Source organism: Arthrobacter sp. P4_F10, assembly GCF_056401435.1.
This window is the reverse complement of the sequence record NZ_JBFUJJ010000014.1, coordinates 1-20,126: the sequence shown is the minus strand read 5'-3', so window position 1 is coordinate 20,126 and position 20,126 is coordinate 1. Positions and strand designations below refer to the sequence as shown.

Annotated in this window: 14 protein-coding genes and 1 rRNA gene; 9 read left to right on the top strand and 6 right to left on the bottom strand. The window is 68.2% G+C overall.

The genetic code is table 11. The features are described 5' to 3' along the window. The first annotated feature begins 45 nt into the window (after window positions 1-45). The 7 genes from AC1DR1_RS14680 (at window position 46) to galK (ending at window position 9,676) form a co-directional block, all read left to right on the top strand. Window positions 46-996, top strand: a complete 951-nt coding sequence (locus tag AC1DR1_RS14680; protein WP_364748731.1) for a carbohydrate ABC transporter permease — start codon at window positions 46-48, stop codon at window positions 994-996. Beyond that, window positions 993-1,961 (top strand): carbohydrate ABC transporter permease, encoded by a 969-nt coding sequence (locus AC1DR1_RS14675; RefSeq protein WP_229995043.1) that lies wholly within the window; start codon window positions 993-995, stop codon window positions 1,959-1,961. Before AC1DR1_RS14680 ends, AC1DR1_RS14675 begins: the two co-directional genes overlap by 4 nt. Window positions 1,962-1,963: 2 nt before the next feature. After that, window positions 1,964-4,078 carry a beta-galactosidase gene (locus AC1DR1_RS14670; protein WP_476992794.1) on the top strand — a complete coding sequence of 705 codons (2,115 nt, stop codon included), beginning with the start codon at window positions 1,964-1,966 and terminating at the stop codon, window positions 4,076-4,078. 9 nt (window positions 4,079-4,087) lie between these two features. Beyond that, complete coding sequence (locus tag AC1DR1_RS14665) at window positions 4,088-4,909, top strand: DeoR/GlpR family DNA-binding transcription regulator (protein WP_476992793.1); 822 nt, start codon at window positions 4,088-4,090, stop codon at window positions 4,907-4,909. 119 nt (window positions 4,910-5,028) lie between these two features. Further along, window positions 5,029-7,305: an alpha-galactosidase gene (locus AC1DR1_RS14660; RefSeq protein ID WP_476992825.1), complete on the top strand. Its 2,277-nt coding sequence runs from the start codon at window positions 5,029-5,031 to the stop codon at window positions 7,303-7,305. Window positions 7,306-7,307: 2 nt separating this feature from the next. Next, on the top strand, window positions 7,308-8,489 hold the full coding sequence (gene galT / locus AC1DR1_RS14655; RefSeq protein WP_476992792.1) for a galactose-1-phosphate uridylyltransferase: 1,182 nt from the start codon (window positions 7,308-7,310) through the stop codon (window positions 8,487-8,489). After that, a complete protein-coding gene (galK, locus tag AC1DR1_RS14650) occupies window positions 8,486-9,676 on the top strand; it encodes a galactokinase (RefSeq protein ID WP_476992791.1) in 1,191 nt (396 codons plus the stop codon). The genes galT and galK overlap by 4 nt, the downstream gene beginning before the upstream one ends. A gap of 44 nt (window positions 9,677-9,720) precedes the next feature. Here galK and AC1DR1_RS14645 read toward each other — a convergent pair whose 3' ends face one another. Together AC1DR1_RS14645 and AC1DR1_RS14640 are read right to left on the bottom strand one after the other, a co-directional pair. Next, window positions 9,721-10,710, bottom strand: coding sequence for an LLM class flavin-dependent oxidoreductase (locus tag AC1DR1_RS14645; protein WP_229995048.1), 990 nt, complete (start codon window positions 10,708-10,710; stop codon window positions 9,721-9,723). A gap of 233 nt (window positions 10,711-10,943) precedes the next feature. Beyond that, window positions 10,944-11,744, bottom strand: coding sequence for a glycoside hydrolase family 25 domain-containing protein (locus AC1DR1_RS14640; protein ID WP_476992790.1), 801 nt, complete (start codon window positions 11,742-11,744; stop codon window positions 10,944-10,946). A gap of 172 nt (window positions 11,745-11,916) precedes the next feature. Between AC1DR1_RS14640 and AC1DR1_RS14635 the strand changes: the two genes are divergently transcribed. Both AC1DR1_RS14635 and AC1DR1_RS14630 read left to right on the top strand, forming a co-directional pair. After that, window positions 11,917-13,647, top strand: a complete 1,731-nt coding sequence (locus AC1DR1_RS14635) for a helicase HerA-like domain-containing protein (RefSeq protein ID WP_476992789.1) — start codon at window positions 11,917-11,919, stop codon at window positions 13,645-13,647. A gap of 134 nt (window positions 13,648-13,781) precedes the next feature. Further along, window positions 13,782-14,774 (top strand): hypothetical protein, encoded by a 993-nt coding sequence (locus AC1DR1_RS14630; protein WP_229995051.1) that lies wholly within the window; start codon window positions 13,782-13,784, stop codon window positions 14,772-14,774. Between the two features lie 199 nt (window positions 14,775-14,973). Here AC1DR1_RS14630 and AC1DR1_RS14625 read toward each other — a convergent pair whose 3' ends face one another. The 4 genes from AC1DR1_RS14625 to rrf all read right to left on the bottom strand — a co-directional run bounded on the left by AC1DR1_RS14625 (window position 14,974) and on the right by rrf (window position 20,046). Then, a complete protein-coding gene (locus AC1DR1_RS14625; RefSeq protein WP_229995052.1) occupies window positions 14,974-16,932 on the bottom strand; it encodes an NHL domain-containing thioredoxin family protein in 1,959 nt (652 codons plus the stop codon). Further along, window positions 16,929-19,103 (bottom strand): bifunctional copper resistance protein CopD/cytochrome c oxidase assembly protein, encoded by a 2,175-nt coding sequence (locus tag AC1DR1_RS14620; RefSeq protein ID WP_476992788.1) that lies wholly within the window; start codon window positions 19,101-19,103, stop codon window positions 16,929-16,931. The genes AC1DR1_RS14625 and AC1DR1_RS14620 overlap by 4 nt, the downstream gene beginning before the upstream one ends. Before the next feature lie 165 nt (window positions 19,104-19,268). Continuing rightward, on the bottom strand, window positions 19,269-19,556 hold the full coding sequence (locus AC1DR1_RS14615) for an HU family DNA-binding protein (protein ID WP_011776355.1): 288 nt from the start codon (window positions 19,554-19,556) through the stop codon (window positions 19,269-19,271). A gap of 373 nt (window positions 19,557-19,929) precedes the next feature. Beyond that, window positions 19,930-20,046, bottom strand: a 5S ribosomal RNA gene (rrf, locus tag AC1DR1_RS14610). Window positions 20,047-20,126 lie beyond the last annotated feature (80 nt).

The following is a 20,126-nucleotide window of genomic DNA, read 5'->3' as shown; positions in this document are numbered from 1 at the left end:
TTTCCACAGCATTCCCCTCTGCATTTCCCAAGGCAAGGAATCTCCATGAGTGTCTCTACCAATCCGTCGGCGCGGGGGCGCAAGGCAGCCGCCGCCCCAGCGCGGCGGGTTCGGCGGCTGTCCGGCCGCGACAAACTGGTGCTCGGCTTGATGGTGGGCGTCCCCACGCTGATCCAGCTCGTATTGGTCTGGATCCCCACGCTCATGTCGGTCGGGCTGTCCTTCACCCGCTGGAACGGGCTGGAGCTGACCGACATCAAGCCCGCCGGCGTCGAGAACTACCAGTTCATCGCCCAGGATTACCCGCCGTTTTGGCCGGCCATGCAGCACAACGTGCTGTGGCTGGCGTTCCTGGCACTTGTCGCCACCCCGCTGGGGCTGCTGCTGGCTGTCCTCCTGGACCAGAACATCCGCGGCACGCGGATCTACCAGAGCATCTTCTTCGCACCGGTGATGCTGTCCCTGGCCCTGATCGGGATCATCTGGCAGCTGTTCTACAACCGTGACAGCGGCCTCTTGAACTTCGTCCTCGGCACGGCGGGCACGCCCCAGGCCGTCGACTGGTTCGGGGATTCCAGCGTCAACATCTGGGCTGCCCTCTTCGCCGCCACCTGGCGGCACGCCGGCTACGTCATGATCCTGTACTTGGCCGGGCTCAAGGGAGTGGATCCGACACTGCGGGAGGCGGCCCAGATTGACGGCGCCAACGCGGTCCAGACCTTCTTCCGGGTGATCTTCCCGGCCATGCGTCCGGTCAACGTCATCATCATCGTCATCACCGTTATCGAGTCCCTCCGGGCCTTCGACATCGTCTACGTGATCAACCGCGGCACAAACGGCCTGGAACTCATCAGCGCCCTGGTCATCCAGAACCTGGTGGGCGAGGGGCAGGTGATCGGCATCGGGTCGGCCCTGGCGGTCATCCTGCTCGTCATCTCGCTGATCCCCATCACGTTCTACCTGTCCCGCGCGTTCGGAAAGGACAAAGAGGCATGAGCATCGCCCATCCAACCGATGCCGCCGCGGCCGGCACGCCGGCAGACGCCCGGCAGAGCAGCTCCGGTCCGGGCAGGGCCCGCCCCCGGCCGGGCCGGCCGGCCAACAACAAGCAGGGCAAGCGGCACTACGGCACCCACGTCTTCCTCATCGTCATGGCGGCTATCTGGCTGGTACCGCTGGGCTGGGCCATTTTCACTGCCCTTCGGCCAAAGGCGGACACGGACAAGTACGGGTATTTCAGCACCGGCGGGGCCTTCAACTTCGACAACTTCATCCAGGCCTGGACGCAGGGCGGCTTTGCGAAGCTGTTCTGGAACTCCGTGCTCATCACGGTCCCGACCGTGTTCCTGATCCTCTTCTTCGCCTCCATGATGGCCTTCGCCGTCAGCCGGGTGAGCTGGAAGTTCAACATCACCCTGCTCATCATGTTCACCGCCGGAAACTTGCTGCCCCCGCAGGTGCTCGCGGCGCCGCTCTTTGAAATGTTCAAGCACTTCGAGCTGCCGTACGCCGTCAGCGATTCCGGGAACCTGCTCAACACGTACATCAGCGTGATTGCCGTAGACACCGCCTTCCAGATCGGCTTTGTGACGTTCGTCCTCTCGAACTACATGAAGGCCCTGTCCCCCGAACTGACCGAGGCAGCCCTGGTCGACGGGGCCGGCGTCTGGCGCCAGTACTGGGACATCATCCTGCCGCTGTGCCGCCCTGCCCTGGCCGCCATGGGCACGCTCGAGGTGATCTTCATTTACAACGACTTCTTCTGGCCCCTGCTCTTCATCCAAAGCGGCGACCGCCTTCCGGTCACCACCGCGATCAACAACCTCCAGGGCCAGTTCCTCTCCAACTACAACCTGATCGCCGCCGGCGCCATGATCACGGCCATTCCGGCCCTGATCATCTACCTGCTCCTGCAGCGCCACTTCGTGGCGGGCCTGACCCTCGGCTCCAGCAAAGGATAAACGTGGACAACAGCTTCAACCACAACAACAACCACATGGACTACATCACCGCCCGCCTCGGCTCCGAGGGCTCCCCGATGCTGGCCTTCGGCGGCGACTACAACCCGGAGCAGTGGCCCGAGGAAACCTGGGACGAGGACGTCCGGCTGATGCGCGAGGCCGGCGTCAACCTCGTCAGCGTGGGCATCTTCAGCTGGTCCCTGCTTGAGCCGTCCGAGGGCGTCTACGAGTTCGGCTGGCTGGACCGGGTCCTGGACCTGCTGCACGCGAACGGCATCCGGGTGGACCTGGCGAACGCCACGGCATCGCCGCCGCCCTGGTTCAGCCACAAGTACCCCGAGTCCCTGCCTGTAACGGCCGACGGCGTGCGGCACAGTTACGGTTCCCGGCAGGCGTTCGCGGCCTCGAGCGCCGAATACCGCCGGGCCGCCGCGGCCCTGACCGAGCAGATCGCCGTCCGGTACAAGGACCACCCCGCCGTCGTGATGTGGCACGTCCACAACGAGTACGGCTGCCACAACCAGCCGGATTTCTCCGACGGCGCCGCCGCCGGCTTCCGGCGCTGGCTCGAACACCGGTACGGCAGCCTCGAGGCCCTCAATGCCGCGTGGGGCACCGCCTTCTGGTCCCAGCGCTACTCGGCCTGGGAGCAGATCCTGCCGCCGCGCACCTCCGGGACCTGGGTTAACCCGACCCAGCAGCTGGACTTCGCCCGCTACTCCTCCGATGAACTGCTCGAATGCTACAAGGCCGAGGCCGCGATCATTCGCTCACACTCAGGGCATCCCGTGACCACCAACTTCATGGGGTTCAACATGGGCCTGCACCAGCCCGTGGACTACTGGCGCTGGTCCGAGGAGATGGACGTGGTCTCCAACGACCACTACCTCATCGCCGAGGACTTGCGAAACTTCCAGGAACTGGCGGCAACCGCGGACCTCACCCGCGGCTGGGCCAAGGGCAAGCCGTGGCTGCTCATGGAGCATTCCACCTCTGCCGTGAACTGGCAGCCCCGCAACATCGCCAAAGCGCCCGGTGAGATGCTGCGCAATTCCCTGCAGCACGTTGCCCGCGGCGCCGACGGCGCGCTCTTCTTCCAGTGGAGGGCCTCGCGCGCGGGCGCCGAGAAGTTCCACTCCGGGCTGTTGCCGCATGCCGGCACGGACACCAAGGTTTGGCGTGAAGTGGTCCAGCTCGGCCAGGCGCTGCGCAGCCTCGCCGAAATCAGCGGCTCGGTGGTGACGGGAGCATCCGGCCGGGTGGACGTCGCGATCCTCCACGACACCGACGCCCGCTGGGCCTCGGAACTGGACTCGCACCCGAGCGTGGATGCCTCCAACATCGCGGAAACCCGCCGCTGGCATGATGCCTTCTACCGTGCCGGCATCCCCACCGACTTCCGCCAGAGCACCGACGACCTCTCCGGCTACCGGCTCGTCGTCGCACCAATGCAGTACCTCGTGAGCGATGCCGGGGCCGCGAACCTGGACGCGTACGTGCGCGCCGGCGGCCACCTCGTGGTGACGTATTTCTCCGGTATCGTGGACGAAAATGACCACATCAGGCTCGGCAGCTACCCCGGCGCGTTCAGCGCACTGCTGGGCGTCCGGATGGAAGAATTCTTTCCGCTGCGCGGCGGCGAAAGCGTCCGGCTCAGCGGTTTCGGGGCGGGCACCTGCTGGAACGAACTGGGGCGGGCGACCACCGCCGAGGTCCTCGCGACCGTGGAAGAGGGACCGGCAGCCGGCGCTCCCGCCGTGACCCGCAACCGCGCCGGAAGCGGCCGCTCCTACTATGTCGCAACGACGCTCGCACCGGAGGGCCTGGGCGAACTGCTCGCCGTCGTCTGCGCCGATGCCAGGGTGCAGCCGCTCATTCCGGACCTCCCGGACAATGTGGAAGTTGCCCGGCGCAGCAAGGACGGCACTGACTGGACGTTCTGCATTAACCACGGGGCCCACGACGTCAGGCTGCCGCTGGAAGGCGTCGACCTGCTCTCCGGAGCCGAGCTCGACGGCGGGCTCGGCCTCGCGGCCGGAGGTGTCGCCGTCGTCCGTTCCCGTGCCGCCCAATTGGTCGGCACGTCCGCCAGCCACTCAAGCCACTCAAGCCTGTAAGGACTCCACATGCTAGCCGCAGCCCGCCATTCCGCCATCCTCGCGGAGGTCCAACGTGAGCGGATCGTCCGTGTCGCGGACCTCGCCAAGATGCTCGGCGTCTCGCTGATGACCGTGCGGCGGGACATCGAGGCCCTCGACGCGGCCGGCTCCGTGGAGAAAATCCACGGCGGGGCCAAGCTGCCCGGCGGGGCCGGCACCCACGAGCCAGGCTTCGAGCTGAAGGTGACCCAGCTCCAGGACGAGAAGATGGCGATTGCCCAGGAGGCGGCCGCCCAGGTGCGCGAGGGCATGGCGGTGGGGCTCAGCGCGGGCACCACCACCTGGGCGCTGGCCCAGCTGCTGTCCGCCGGGCCRCGGATCACGGTGGTCACCAACTCGGTGCGGATCGCGGATGTCTTCCACCAGAGCTCCTCGCCGTCCACCGTGATCCTGACCGGCGGCGAGCGCACACCCTCCGATGCCCTCGTCGGGCCGCTGGCCACGTCCTCGCTCAAGCAGCTGCACCTGGACGTGCTGTTCCTCGGCGTCCACGGCGTCGACGCCGACGCCGGGTTCACCACCCCCAACGTATTGGAAGCCGAAACCGACCGGGCCTTCGTCACCGCGGCCCGGCGGGTGGTGGTGCTGGCCGACCACACGAAGTGGGGCACCCTTGGCATCAGCACCATCGCCGGCCTGGAGGACGCTGACGAACTGATCAGCGACGACCTCCTCGGCAGCGAGGCCCGGCGCATCCTCGGCGAGCGCGTCGGCAGGCTCCGCCTGGCCAGTACCGGCGACGCCCGGCGCATCAGCACAGCCACGAGCCCCACAGCAGCCGCAGGCTGACGGCAAGGCCCGCCCACCCCCAAACCACTACGCCTGGAGCTGCCGTGAACAACCCGGACCTCACCCTTGCCGCCGAGACCCGCTCCCCCCTGGGCGTCCCGGGCCTGTTGCCGTCGGATCTGGAGCCGTTGTACCTGCGTCGCTCCGGCACGTCCCTGCTCATCGACTTCAGCACGGGCGAGGCCGCGATGTTGCACTTCGGCGCCGACCTCGGCCCGGCCTTGCCGGAGCTTTCGCTGCTGGGCGACGCCGTGCCGCGCTCGGCCCTCGACGTTCCGGTCACACTGGGGCTGATCCCGCAGGCGTCCTCCGGCTGGCGCGGACGGCCCGGCCTCCGCGGCCACCGGAATGGCCAGGCGTTCTCGACCCGGCTGCGCGTTGTCAGTGTTGAGCGTTCCGGCGGGGGGCGTTCCGGCGGGGAGCTGACCGGCGCGCACGAGTGCTCGGCCGTCATCACCCAGGCGGACCCCGAGGCCGGCGTCAGCGTCCGCACGGAGATCAGGATCAACGACGGCGGCCTGCTCCAGCTGCGGCACCGGCTCGATAACGACGGCGCCGGCCCGTACAGCCTTGACGAACTCGCGGCCGTGCTGCCGGTGGGCCGCGCCGCCACAGAGATCCTGGACCTCACCGGCCGCTGGTGCCGGGAGTCCCACCCCCAGCGCCTGCCGCTGCACCAAGGCACGTGGGTCCGCTCGGGCCGACACGGCCGGACCGGCCATGACGCTTCCCTCCTGCTGGCAGCCGGCACGCCCGGATTCGGTAACCGCCACGGGCAGGTCTGGGCCGTGCATCTGGGCTGGAGCGGCAACCACGAGAGCTTCGTTGACGCCGCAGCGGACGGCCGGACCGTCCTGGGCGCCTCGGAACTGCTCGGCGCCGGCGAGATCAGCCTGGCCGCGGGCGCCAGCTACGAGACCCCGTGGTTGTTCGCGGCGTACTCCGCCGCGGGGCTGGACGGCATCAGCGATGCTTTCTACACCTGGTTCCGGAGCCGCCCGCACCACCCCGGCGTGCGGTCGGGCAAAGCCCGTCCCGTGGTTCTTAACGTCTGGGAAGCGGTGTATTTCGACCACCGGATGCCGGTGCTGCTTGATCTCGCCGAATCCGCCGCCCGGCTGGGCGTGGAACGCTACGTCCTCGACGACGGCTGGTTCCGCGGCCGGCGCAACGACCAGGCCGGCCTCGGCGACTGGTACGTCGACGAGGACCTCTGGCCCGGTGGCCTGGCCCCGCTGATCGACGCGGTGACCGGCCACGGCATGGAATTCGGTCTCTGGGTGGAACCCGAAATGGTCAACGAAGACTCCGATCTGGCCCGCGCCCACCCGGACTGGATCGCCGCTCCGGTACCGCGGAGCGCCGGCGGCGGCCCGGCCGCCGGGGGCAGCGCTAGCGGCGGGGGCAGCCCGACCGGCCGGCTGCCGGAACGGTGGCGGCACCAGCAGGTCCTCGACCTCGTCAATCCGGAGGCCTGGCAGTACATTTTCGACAGGCTCGATGCCCTGTTGAGCGAATACCGGATCAGCTACCTGAAATGGGACCAGAACCGGGACCTGACCGAAATGGGCCACGCCGGGCGCCCCTGCGTGCACGCCCAGACGCGGGCCGTTTACCGGCTCCTCGACGAGCTGCGCCTGGCCCACCCGGCCGTCGAGATTGAAAGTTGCTCCTCCGGGGGCGCCCGCGTGGACCTCGGAATCCTGGAACGCACCGACCGGATCTGGGCCTCGGACTGCAACGATGCCCTGGAACGGCAGACCATCCAGCGCTGGACCGGTGTGGTGGTGCCGCCGGAGCTCGTCGGATCGCACATCGGACCCACCACGAGCCACACCACCGCGCGAACGCACGACCTCTCCTTCCGGGCGATCACCGCGATGTTTGGCCACTTCGGCCTCGAATGGGATGTCCGGCACCTCGCCGATTCCGAGCGCACCGAGCTTGCCGGGGCGATCGCGCTGTTCAAGCAGTACCGGCCCCTGCTGCACAGCGGGCGGATGGTACGGGCGGACGAGCCTGATCCGGCCCTCCGGCTCCACGGCGTCGTGTCCCATGACGGCGGGGAGGCCCTCTTCGCCCTGGTGTCCGTGGCGACGTCGTTCGCCGAAGTCCCGGGGCGGGTCTGCCTGCCAGGGCTGCTGCCGGACGCCGCGTACCGGGTGGAAGCGGTCTACCCGGCGGCCGATGACAGGCGGGCGTTCCTGCAGACGGTGTCTCCGGCGTGGCTTGCGGGCGGCGTCGAGGCGACCGGACGGTTCCTGGCGGAGTCCGGCCTCCCCATGCCTGTCCTGAATCCGGAGCACGGGCTGCTGCTGGCTATCCGCCGCGTCACCGCCGCCGTTCCAGCCGCCGTTCCAGCCGCAACCGACGGCCACCCCGTAAGGAACTCCTGACCATGGGCCAGATTACGAAGCGCTCCTATAAGCTCTCCGACGGCCGGGACATCATCTACTTCGATGATGCCGATACCGTCCTGCCCCCGGACCGGGGGGACGATCTCCGCGAGCCGGCGCTCCGTCCGCCTACCGCCACCATGCGCCAGGACGTCCTGACCGGGGAGTGGATTTCGATCGCGGCCGCCCGGCAGAACCGGGTGGTCCTGCCGCCCTCGCACCTGGACCCGCTGGCCCCGGCGTCGCCGGAGAATCCCTCGGAGATTCCGAGCCTCTATGACGTCGCCGTCTTCGAAAACAAGTCCCCGTCCTTCGGACCGGACCTGGCGGGGGCCGGCGCGCCGGAGGGCCTGGACGACCTCGCCCTGGTGGGGCTGGGGCGCAGCCGGCAGTCTGTGGGCCGGTGCGAAGTGGTGTGCTTCTCCCCCGAACACACCGGGTCCCTGGCGGGGCTGCCCCTGTCCCGGATGCGCACCGTGGTGGAAGCCTGGGCGGACCGGACGGCCGCGCTGTCCGCGCTGCCCGGCGTCGAACAGGTTTTTCCGTTCGAGAACCGCGGCGAAGCGATCGGCGTGACGCTGCACCACCCGCACGGACAGATTTACGCCTACCCGTACATCACGCCCCGTACGGCCCAACTGGTCCGCACGATCGAGAGCTACGGCGGCTCGCTGTTCCAGGACATCCTCAGCTTCGAGCAGAAATCCGAGCGGGTGCTGCTCCAGGGCGAGCACTGGACGGCGTTTGTCCCGTTTGCCGCGCGCTGGCCGCTGGAAGTCCATATCCTCCCGCACCGGCACGTCCCGGACCTCGCCGCCACCACAGACGAGGAACGCGATGAGTTCTCCCGGCTGTACGGCCGGCTCCTGCGCGGCGTCGATGCCCTCTACGACACGCCCACTCCGTACATTTCGGCGTGGCACCAGGCTCCCGTCCACGCCCACCGGGACGACATCCGGCTCATGCTGCAGCTGACCTCGCCCCGCCGGGAGGAGGACAAGCTCAAGTACCTGGCAGGCTCGGAGGCCGCGATGGGCGCATTCATCGCGGACATCCCGCCGGAAACGGCAGCCGCCCGGCTCCGCGAGGCCATGGAAAAGGCATCGCCACCACCGCCTACGGCAGGGCTCGAGCCACTCCGCACAGAACTGCCAGCAACAGAACAGGAAGCCGCCCAGCCATGAACGAGGTCCTTCAACTGGGAGGCGAGTACTTTTCCAGCCAGTTCGGCGGCGTGCCGGACGGCTTGTGGTCGGCGCCCGGGCGGGTCAACCTGATCGGCGAGCACACGGATTACAACGACGGCTTCGCGTTGCCGATCGCGATCGACAAGCGCACCACGGTAGCGGCCCGCGCCCGTGCAGACCGCTTGCTCAGGGTCACAAGCAGCTCTTTCCCCGGCATGATGGAGGTGAGCCTCGAGGACTTGGACCCAGATGCCCTGACCGGCTGGGCCGCCTACCCCCTGGGTGTGGCCTGGGCGATGTCCCGCGCGGCGGCTGCCGGCGCGCCCGACGGCGCCGGTTCCGGGGGTGCCTCGCGGATGTCCGGCCTGGACCTGGCGCTGACCTCGGATGTTCCGGCCGGCGCCGGGCTGTCCTCCTCCGCCGCCGTCGAATGCGCCGTGGCCCTGGCCCTGAACGATCTCTGGGAGTTGGGGTTGGACAGGCAGGAACTGGCCCGGATCGGCCAGCTGGCCGAGAACAGGGTGGTCGGCGCACCCACCGGCATCATGGACCAGTCGGCCTCGCTCCTGGGCGAACCGGATCATGGCATCCTGCTCGACTGCCAGAGCCTGGTGACCGAGACCGTTGCCCTGGGCTTCGCCGGTGCCGGCGTAGGGCTCCTGGTGATCGACACCCGCACCAGCCATTCCCATGCCGACGGCGGCTATGCCAGCCGCCGCCGGTCCTGCGAGGACGGTGCCCGCCGCCTGGGCGTCGGCAGCCTGCGGGCACTGGGCCCGGATGATCTCCCCCGCGCCGCAGCACAGCTCGACGGACAGACCTACCGCCGGGTCCGCCACATCATCACGGAAAACCAGCGGGTGCTGGACACCGTCGCGGCGCTGCGGACCTCCGGCGCGGCCGCCATCGGGCCGTTCCTCAACGAATCGCACCTGTCCATGCGCGACGACTTCGAGATCTCCACGCCCGAGCTCGACCTCGCCGTGGCCGGCGCGCAGGAATTGGGCGCCATCGGAGCGCGCATGACCGGTGGCGGCTTCGGCGGGGCCGCCCTCGCCCTGGTCCGGAACGACGACGCCGGCGACGTGGCCGGGGGCATTGCACGCGACTTCGCCCGTGCCGGGTTCACGGCCCCGCACATCTTCCCCGTCACCGCGTCCGAGGGCGCCCGCCGGGAACTGTAGCCCGGGCCGCCGTGAGACCCGCAGGCAGTTAGGCCCGCAGGCTCTTAGGCCCGCACGAGCTGGGCGGCGTCGGCCAGAAGTTCCACGGAACGGAGCCGGGCCTCGGTGCCGGTGCTCTGGTGCGCCACGATCAGCTCGTCCGCGTCGGCGTGCCCCGTGAACTCCTCGAGGTACGCCAGGACGGCATCGGGAGTGCCCACAGCGGAGTACTTCATCATCTGCGCCACGTGCTGGCCCTGGGGCGAGTCCAGGATCATGTCCGCCTCGTCGTCGCTGAACACACGGCCATTGCCGAAGAACAGGGAGACCCTGGCCCGCTTGGTGGCCTGGAACATCGCCTGCGCCTCCGCGGCCGTATCCGCGGCAACGACATTGACGCCGGCGATCACATGCGGGGCGTCGAGCTGCGCAGAGGGCCGGAATTCGCGGCGGTAGACGGCCACCGCGTCCTGCAGCGCGTTGGGCGCGAAGTGCGAGGCGAAGGCGTAGGGCAGGCCCAGCTGGGCGGCCAGCCTGGCGCCGAACAGGGACGAGCCCAGAATGTACAGCGGCACGTTGGTGCCTTTGCCCGGGGTGGCCTCCACGCCCTGGATGCGGGTGGGGCCGGTCAGGTAGCCCTGGAGCTCCAGGACGTCCTGCGGGAAGCTGTCTGCCGACATCGGATCGCGGCGCAGGGCGCGCATGGTGTTCTGGTCGCTGCCCGGCGCCCGGCCCAGCCCGAGGTCGATCCTTCCCGGGTGCAGGGTTTCGAGCGTGCCGAACTGTTCCGCGATGGTCAGCGGCGAGTGGTTGGGCAGCATCACGCCCCCCGCGCCGAGCCGAATGCTGGAGGTGTGGGCCGCGACGTGGGCGATCAGCACGCTCGTGGCGGAGGAGGCGATCGCGGACATGTTGTGGTGCTCGGCGTACCAGATCCGCCGGTAGCCCCGGTCCTCGGCGAGCTGCGCCATGGCCACGCTTCCGGCGAAGCTCTCCGCCGCCGTCTGGCCCGGGCCGATGGTTGCGAGGTCAAGAATGGAAAGCGGAACAGTCACGGAAAAGCCGGCCTTTCGTAGCGGAGCAGTGTGCGGGCCGGAGTTTGGAACTGCGGTCCTGGGCGGCGCCGGGTTTCCGGCGCGGGCACACTGGCATCAACGACGGCGGCCCTCGGGATATTTCTGCACATATATCTGCGCATGATTCTGGACCGCGCGGACAGCCCACCCCCAGCTGGGCCGGCTGCTTCTTGCCAGCTTCTGCTTCTACTTCAGCGTCTGCTTCAGCGGGATCAGCTGCAGGAGTAGTTGTAGTCGAGGCCGCCGGAGATGTACTGCGTCATCGAGACGCGGCTGCGCGGGGTGAGTCCGGGCAGGGCGCAGTTCTGCTTGGCGCCGGCCGCCGATCCCGCTCCAGCGAGCCAGCTCGGCAGTCCTGCCAGCGGGCTGGTGAACTTCACGGATCCGGCGATCTTCCCCCACTGGTAGCCGGTGGAGTAGAGGCCCACGCGGGCGCCGATCCTCTTGAAGTAGGCGGTCATGCCTTCCAGGACGGCGACGTTGGCGGCCTTGTCTGTCTGCCAGGTGTTTTCCGTTTCCACATCCAGCCACCAGAGGTAGGACTGCGGGTTGCTGACCCCGCGGCGCCTGGCGTCGTCGGACGCCTTGGCCCACCCGTACATGTAGGAGCAGGCTTTGAACGACCCCAGGGCGCAGTTGCCGTAGGGGTTGGTGACCTTCACCCCGTTGTAGGTGTTCGACGTGGGCCACCAGGACCCCTGCCGGCCGGGGTTGGCGGTGTTCACGTACAGGGCCACTCTGGGCTGCGCTGTCGCTGCGGGGGACTTTGCGGTCATCGCCCAGGCCAGCTGGCTAGCCAGGCACGGGTTCGTGTTGTTGGCCAGGCCGTAGTTGACGCCGACGATCGCGAAGGCGGGCTGCTTTGGCAGGGTCCTGCCGCACTGCGGCCAGGACACATCGATTCCGGGTCCCGAGGTGCTGGCCGTGGCGGCCGAGGCGGGGCTTCCGCCCAAGAGGACAAGGCCGAGGGTCACAACAAAGGCCAGTACGATGCGCGGGAACGAGTTGGGCATGCCACAGTCTAAGGCAGAATCGCAGAAACGCTAATCGGTGGCGTAATTCCGTCACGGCGTCGATGGGCCGCCGGCACGGCATCGATGGGGCGGCACAGTCGGTGTGCGCGTCCCGCGGAATAGGCCAGTCTTAGCCGGGTCCGGGAACCCCGGACCCGGCTAAGCTAACCGCATGGCCATCAAATCCACTGCAGATAAAGTCGCCACGATCCAGAAGGGCTACACCCTGGACGGCCCCACGATCGAACTCGGTGCGGCGATCGTCGATGGCGAACTCCACAAGGACGCCCCCGTCCGGCTGCCGCTCGCGATGATGAACCGGCACGGCCTCGTGGCCGGGGCGACAGGCACCGGCAAGACCGTCACGCTGCACATGATGGCCGAACAGCTCTCCACGGCGGGCGTGCCCGTGTTCCTTGCCGACATCAAAGGAGACCTCTCCGGGCTGGCCACGGCGGCCACGGGCAGCGACAAACTCCGGGCCCGCACGGAGAGCATCGGCCAGGCGTGGGCCGGCAAGACCTTCCCGGTGGAGTTCCTGGCCCTCGGCGGCGACGGCCAGGGCATCCCGGTCCGCGCCACCATTACCTCCTTCGGCCCCATCCTGCTCTCCCGGGTCATGGACCTGAACGAAACCCAGGAATCCAGCCTGCAGCTCGTCTTCCATTTCGCGGACAAGAACAACCTGGAACTGATCGACCTCAAGGACCTGCGGGCCGTCATCCAGTTCCTGACCTCCGCCGAGGGCAAAGACGAGCTTGAGGAACTCGGCGGCCTCTCCAAGGCAACCGCCGGTGTGATCCTGCGCGAACTGATCACGCTTGAGGCGCAGGGCATGGAGAAGTTCTTCGGCGAACCCGAGTTCGACACCGCCGAACTGCTGCGTACCGCGCCGGACGGCCGCGGCGTGGTCAGCTGCCTCGAGCTGCCGACGCTGCAGACCAAGCCCATGCTCTTCTCGACGTTCCTGATGTGGCTGCTCGCCGACCTCTTCGAGGACCTGCCGGAGGCCGGGGACCTCGACAAGCCCAAGCTGGTGTTCTTCCTGGATGAGGCGCATCTGCTGTTCAACGGCGCCTCCAAGGCCTTCCTCGACGCCATCACCACCACCGTCCGGCTCATCCGGTCCAAGGGCGTCGGCATCTTCTTCGTGACGCAGACCCCCAAGGATGTCCCCGCCGACGTCCTCGGCCAGCTGGCAAACCGGGTACAGCACGCCCTCCGCGCCTATACCCCGGAGGATGCCAAGGCCCTCCGGGCCACCGTCTCCACCTTCCCGACCAGCGACTACGACCTCGAGGAGACCCTCACCACTGCCGGCATCGGCGAGGCCGTTATCACCGTCCTGAATGAGAAGGGCGCGCCAACTCCCGTGGCACTGACCCGGCTCCGCGCCCCGGAATCCGTGATGGGGCCCAGCACCGACGCCCTGATCTCCAGCACCGTCGCCACCTCCGCGCTCCTGCCCAAGTACGGCACCGCCGTCGACAACATCTCGGCCTACGAGAAGATCGCCGGGAAGGGCGCTGCCCCCACCGGACCGGCCGCCGGGACCGCGCACCAGGTCGGCGCGGACCAAGGCGGCGCGGACCAGGGCGGCAGCTTGGACGCCAACGCCATCGAGGCCGAAGCCCGACGGATCGAGGAAGAAATCCTTGGCCGTCCCAGCAGCCGTCCGCCGGCGCCGGGGACGCCCGAACACGGGAACGCGCCTGAACGGCGGGCCCCACGGCCGGCGCAGCCGACGGACGGCGGCGGCATCGCCGGCGGTGGGATCGGCGGTGATCTCGCGGGGGCCCTCGGCGGAGGACTCAAGAGCATGGCCCGCTCGCTGGGAACCCAACTCGGCAGGGAGCTGCTCCGCGGCGTCTTCGGCACTTCCTCGAAGCGCCGCCGGCGCTAGGGATGACCACGGGGGCATCCCGCCAAATGGTCTTGGCCCGCTAGCCCGACGGCGGTCAGCCATGCTCCGCGTCACAGATGCGCACCTTGACACAGGGATTCCTGTGGGGTGCAGGTAACGTAAGAATCGTGCAGATGAGTCAGGCGTTGGTCAAAATCGCGGCAGTGTGGCTGCTCGGACTGATGCTTGCCGTGGCCGGGGCCATCGTGTCCATCAACCTGGTGAACGACTCCGTTGCCGGGCCCCAGCAGCCGGTCCGCGAATATCTCAGCGCCCTGCAAAAGGGCGATGGCGAAAAGGCGCTGGGCCTGTTGCGCGCCTCCGTGCCGCAAAGCAACCCGGCGATGCTCGACGGAACCGCACTGCAAACCGCGGCCGCCCGCATCTCCGACGTCAAGCTTGGTGGCGCTGAGGAACGCGGCGCGAATCAGGTCATGGTGCCCATGGACTACACGATCGACGGCAGCCAGTTGCACGCCGAGTTCCTGCTGGAGCGCTCCGGCACCGAGTGGCTGTTCTTCCACAAATGGTCTTTCGTCCCCTCCGCGCTGCCCGTCCTGGACGTCACTGTGGTCAACTCCAGCGAGGCCACCCTCAACGGGGTACCGGTGAACATGCCCAACGGCCGCAACTCCTTCGCTGTCTTCTACCCCGGCGAGTACGAGGCCGCGCTGAACGGCCAGTACTTCTCCGCCCCGGCCAGCCGGGCCACCGTGGCGGGCGGGGACGCGCGCCCGGGCTCGCTGAACCTGCTGACCGAGGCCACAGGTGCCCTGAAGGAGGCCGTGAGCGGCAAGGTCAAGGAGTTCCTGGACTCCTGCGCCGACGAGGCCGACAAGCAGCAGATGCTGCAGCCCGACTGCCCGTTCTACCACGCCACCAACAACCGCGTGATGGACGGAACCATCGACTGGAGCATTACGGACTACCCGACCGTCAGCATCGAGCCGTTCGGCGGCCGCTGGGTGGTGGCGCCCCTGGACGGCAAGGCCCGGATCAAGGCCCGCCAGGTGGACCTGTTCACCGGCGCCGTGTCCGACATCAACTCGGTACACGATTTCAGCTTCACGACCCGCCTGGACATCGACGGCGACACCGTCAAGCTCACGCCGCAGCTCAACTACTAGACCCGGTTAACAACTACACCCGGTTAACTACTAGAACCGGGGGATTCCCCGCCGCAGTGTCTCTTCCCGTCACGCAGGGCAGACTTTGGCCCATCCGAGAGAACCGCCAGGACCTCCGCCACCATTGAAAGCCAAAAGGCTGCTGTCCGTGACGTGAGGTCACGGACAGCAGCCTTTGGATCAGCAGCGGTGCAGCGGGTCAGTCCATTCCGCGCAGGTCCAGGACCAGCTCGGTGTCGCCGTCGGCCTGCAGGAGCACGGGGATTCCCCAGTCCTGCTGGTACAGGTGGCAGGCGGCGTGGTCCGGGATCTCGCCGTCGGCGTCTTCGGGTCCGTCACACGCCGCCGCGCGGGCGGTGATGTGCAGGACGCCTTCGGCAACGTCGGAGGAAAGCTCCAGTGTGCGGAGGAGCCCCACGGACGTCCCGCCGCCGGAAACCAGCAGTTCGGGCGGTGTGGACGATATCTTCAATTGGGTGGGATCGCCCCACCGGTCGTCCAGCTTCTGCCCGGTGGGCGCCGTGAAGCGCACCGCCAGTTCGAGCGGCCCGGGCGCCACGGGGCTCTTGGGCCGGTGGGTCTGCGCAGCGCCCTCGTCCACCTGCTGCGCTTCCTTCGGGATGGGCACGTACACCAGCTGGTGCTTGTTGGCCTCGACCACCACCAGCAACGGCTCGGATCCGGCGACCTGGGTGTGGTCCACAATCACGTCCGAGGGCTCGGACAGTCCGCGTGCCAGCGTGGAAACCGTGCCCGTTGCCGGGTCGTAGCGGCGCACTGCGCCGTTGTACGTGTCCGCGATGGCCACCGAGCCGTCAGGGAGCACCGTCACGCCGAGCGGGTGCTGCAGCCGCGCCTCTGCGGCGGGGCCGTCGCGGAAGCCGAAGTCGAACAGGCCCTTGCCCACGGCCGACTCGACGGTGATGCTGCCGGCGTCGCTAATCACGAGTTTGCGCAGGGCGGAGGTCTCGGAGTCAGCCACCCAGATGTTGCCGTCGGCGTCTTCGGCGAGACCGGAGGACTGGGCGAACCAGGCTTCAGCGGCCGGGCCGTCCAGGAGACCTTCGAGGCCGTTGCCGGCGATGATCTTTACGGCGCCGGAGGTCGGCTCGAAACTGAAGATCTGGTGCACCCCAGCCATCGCCACCACCACGGCGTTGAGTTTGCTGGACCAGACGACGTCCCACGGCGAACTCAGGGACACCCCAAGCGGATCCGCCTCGAGCCGGGTACCGTAGGCGGCGCCTTCCTCGTTCACGCGGGCCGGGCCGGTTTCCAGCAGCCGCTGCACGCCGTTGCCGGCCAGCGTCCGGACGGTTCCGTCCGAGAGGGACAGTCCGCGGAGCCGGTGGTTCACGGAGTCGGCAATTACGACGTCGTAGCCGGCGTCCGCGGCGACGTCCTCGGGCAGCAGCACCAGGCCCTGCGGTTCATTGAACCGGGCGGTCGCGGCGTTGCCGTCGGCGTGGCCCTTTACACCGGAGCCGTACGTGGCCAGCAGCGTCTCAAAGTCGGTGGAGAGTTCCACGAGCCGGTGATGGCCGGTGTCGGTCACGAGCCACGAGCCGTCCCCGGCGCTTCCGACGCCACGGCCGTCGGGCAGGAACAGGGCCTTGCCCGGGAAGCGCAGCGTGCCCGACGACGGTTCCGGCGCCACATAGGGGCCGTCGCCGCGGTGCAGGGTGCCCCTTGCCTCATGCTCGGCGATCAGTTCGGGGATCAGCACGGCGAGGCCGTCCGCGTGGCCTTCACCGGAGAGGTGCGCCACGATGTAGCCCTCAGGATCGATGACCACCAGGGTGGGCCACGCCCGGGCCGTGTAGGCCTTCCACGTGTCCAATTCGGGGTCGTCGAGGACCGGGTGGCGGATCTCGTAGCGCTCCACGGCGGCCGCCAGTGCCACGGGATCGGCCTCGTGCTCGAACTTGGGCGAATGCACGCCGACGGTCACCAGGACATCCGAGTACTGCTGCTCGAGCGGACGGAGTTCGTCCAGGACGTGCAGGCAGTTGATGCAGCAGAACGTCCAGAAGTCCAGCAGCACGATCTTGCCGCGCAGGGATTCGAGGTCCAGGGACTTGCCACCGGTGTTCAGCCAGTTGCGGCCGACCAGTTCGGAGGCCCGGACCCGGAGATGGGTGCGTACGGTTTCGGTCATGAGCGTCCTTCCAGCTTTGAATTGCGTTCGGCAAGCCTGGCGTCGCGCTCGGCCAGCTTGGCAAACATATCGTTGTAAGCAGTGAGATCGGCGTCGTTATTCCTGTCCGCCGCCCGGTCGGTGCGTTTGGACTCGCGCGCGTCGGAACGGGACCACATGACGGCGACGCCAATCGCCACCAGCAGGGTGGGCACTTCGCCGATGCCCCAGGCCACAGCGCCACCCATCTGCTGGTCCAGCAGGGCCGAGGGGCCCCACGTCCGCCCCAGGTTGCCGAAGTAGTCCGCGGCCAGCAGCCCCGTGCCTCCCATGATGGCGACGCCGAAGAACGCGTGGAAGCCCATGGTGGCCAGCAGGAGCAGCAGCCGCATGGGGTACGGTGCGCGGCGCGGCAGCGGATCGGTGCCGATCATGGTGAGCACGAAGATGTAGCCGGTGAGGGCGAAGTGCAGGTTCATGAGCTCGTGGCCCACGTGGTCCCGCATCGCGTAGCCGAACGCGTCCGAGTAGTAAAAGAGCACGATGGAGCCGGCGAAGTTGGCGGCCGCGAACAGCGGATGGGTCACCAGTTGCGAGAACTTGGAGTGGATGAAGATCATCAGCCACTCGCGCGGTCCGCGCGAACTGTCGCGCCGCGGGGTGAGCGCCCGGAGCGCCAGCGTCACCGGGGCGCCTAGGACCAGGAAGATGGGGGCCACCATGGTCAGGGCCATGTGGTCCACCATGTGCGCGGAAAACAGCACCCTGCCGTAGACCGACGGCGGCCCCGAGGTCACGTAGGTGAGGACCACGAGTCCGATCACCCAGTTGACCGTCCGGAACCAGGGCCACGAGTCGCCCCGTTGCAGCACCTTCCGGACTCCGAGGGCGTAGGACACCAGGGCAAAGGCCGCGACGGCGACCCAGAGCCAGTCGAGCCGCCACTCGGTGAGCCATCGTTCCGGGGTCAGTTGCGGCGGGAGCTCGTAGCCGGAGAGGATGAAGGCCGGCGACGCGTCGGGGGCGAAGGTGGTGGGCTGCGGCGGGGCAGAGCGTCCCAGCGCCACGGCGATCCCGGACGTCGCTCCCATGATGATCAGTTCGACGATAACCAGCTGCCACAGCACTTGGCGCGCGGACCTGCCCATGCCTCGGTTGCCCAGCTGCGGGATAACCCAGCGGCGGTGCATGAGCCCGATGCCGCCCAGCACAAGGACTGCCGCCGTCTTGGCGAGAATCAGTTGCCCGTAGGCCGACCCGAAGAGGTCTGCCCAGGTGGTGAGGCGGATGCTGGCGTTGATCACCCCTGAGGCGAAGACCAGAACGAAGGCAAAACCCGCAAGGGACGAGAACCGGCGCAGGGTCGGCTCGGTGATGTCTGCGGTGCGCGCGGACGCACCTGAGGTGCGCCCGCCGGCGCCGGTGCCGGTCAGGACGCCGGAAAGGATCGCCAGCATGATGATGCCGCCCACCCAGGCCGATACGCCCACCAGGTGCAGGCCGAGCGAGTTGATGGCGCCCTCGTGGTCGCTGGAGCTTGAGGAGTGCCCGATCAGGGCGGCGGGGACCAGCCCGATCAGCGAAAGGAGCAGGGTCAGTGCCAGGCCGCCTCGGGATCGCACGCCGAAAAGGGCTGTGGTGACGACGGCCGCGATGATCACGACAGCCAGCCAGGCACGTCCCGTTTCGATGTCCGTCATGAAGTACACGAGGGAGCGGGTGAATTCCGGATCCCCGGAGATGCCCTGCCCTGCAATGTCCGCATAGCCCAGGACCAGCACGGAGATCGCGGAGAGCGTCCAGACGGCGCCGGCCGCGGCGGCCACGGCCAGCGCCCGGGTGAAGGCCGGATGTTCCGGGCCGTCCTGCTCCTTGGTCCGGGAGCCGCTCCGGTTCCGCGGGAGGATCGCGACGGCGAAGATCAGGCCGCCGATCACGGTGGCCACGGCGACGTTGTGGACCGCTTTGCTCACCGGCAGCCCCCAGCGCACCAGCGCACCCGGATCCGAGACCTCGCGGGCGGCTGCCGCGCCGGAAAAGATGAGTGCCACGGCCAGGCCCACGAACAACGCGCTGAGGCCGGCTATCAGCCACGGCCGGGCAATGCCGCCAGGACCTTGGCCAGGGCCGCGTGTGTCCCCGGGGGGAACGGGCGCTGCGGTTGTGGGCGTGGGATTTGCTGCGGAAGGCACACCTCCATTGTCCGCTACGCCGTCCTGCTCAGCGAATCGGCCCCCAACGGTTCGGCTTTGGGGGTCGGTCCAGGCGACCGGGCGCGGATGGGGCGGGAGACGGCCGGGAACCAAAAAGGAGCGGCAACCCGAGGGTTGCCGCTCCTTTCAAGCCTGCGAAGAAGACTACTTCTTCTTGGCGACTGCAGCCTTCAGCTTGGAGCCGGCGGTCAGCTTGACGCTGTGGCCAGCGGCAATCTGGATGGTCTCGCCAGTCTGCGGGTTGCGGCCGGTGCGAGCTGCACGGTCGGTGCGCTCGACTGCGAGCCAGCCCGGGATGGTGATCTTTTCGCCCGCGGCGACAGAGGTCTCGAAGACCTCGAACAGTGCGTCGAGCACGGAGTTGACTGCTGCCTGGCTGGTGCCGGCCTTGCCTGCGACCTCTGCAACAAGTTCACTACGGTTCTTAGCCATTTATGTCCTCCTGGACGGTCATGATTTTTGGAGCCTGCACACGGCATGCGTACAAACCACTGTTCGAAAACTTACCAGCTTGGCGCCTCAGAGGTGGCAAATTCCGCGTGTTTTCGGCGTTTTTTGGGGAAAATCACTGGAATCGACGCCGATCGCGGCCAAATTGCGCCGAGAGCGGACGCCCCTTCGCCGGGGCCGATTCAGGCAGATCCACTGCGGTCCTCGCCGGCGGACTTTCCGCCGTCTGAACAGAGGGCCGGGGCGGCCTCACAGGCGGCCTGGCCCGGTGGTCCGGCAGCTGGTTTTGTGTTGTGGGGGTTAAATGCGGGAGGACCCCCGACCTGTGGTTGGGGGTCCTCGACCGTGAATGGTGTTCCGGCGGTGACCTACTCTCCCACACCCTCCCGGGTGCAGTACCATCGGCGCTGTGGGTCTTAGCTTCCGGGTTCGGGATGGGACCGGGCGTTTCCCCCACGCTATGACCGCCGTAACCCTGTGTCCGCACCCTGCCGGCCGTGCCGGGGGTGGGAAATCTGGTGGTTACAACATCTGTGGTGTTGTTATTGTTAT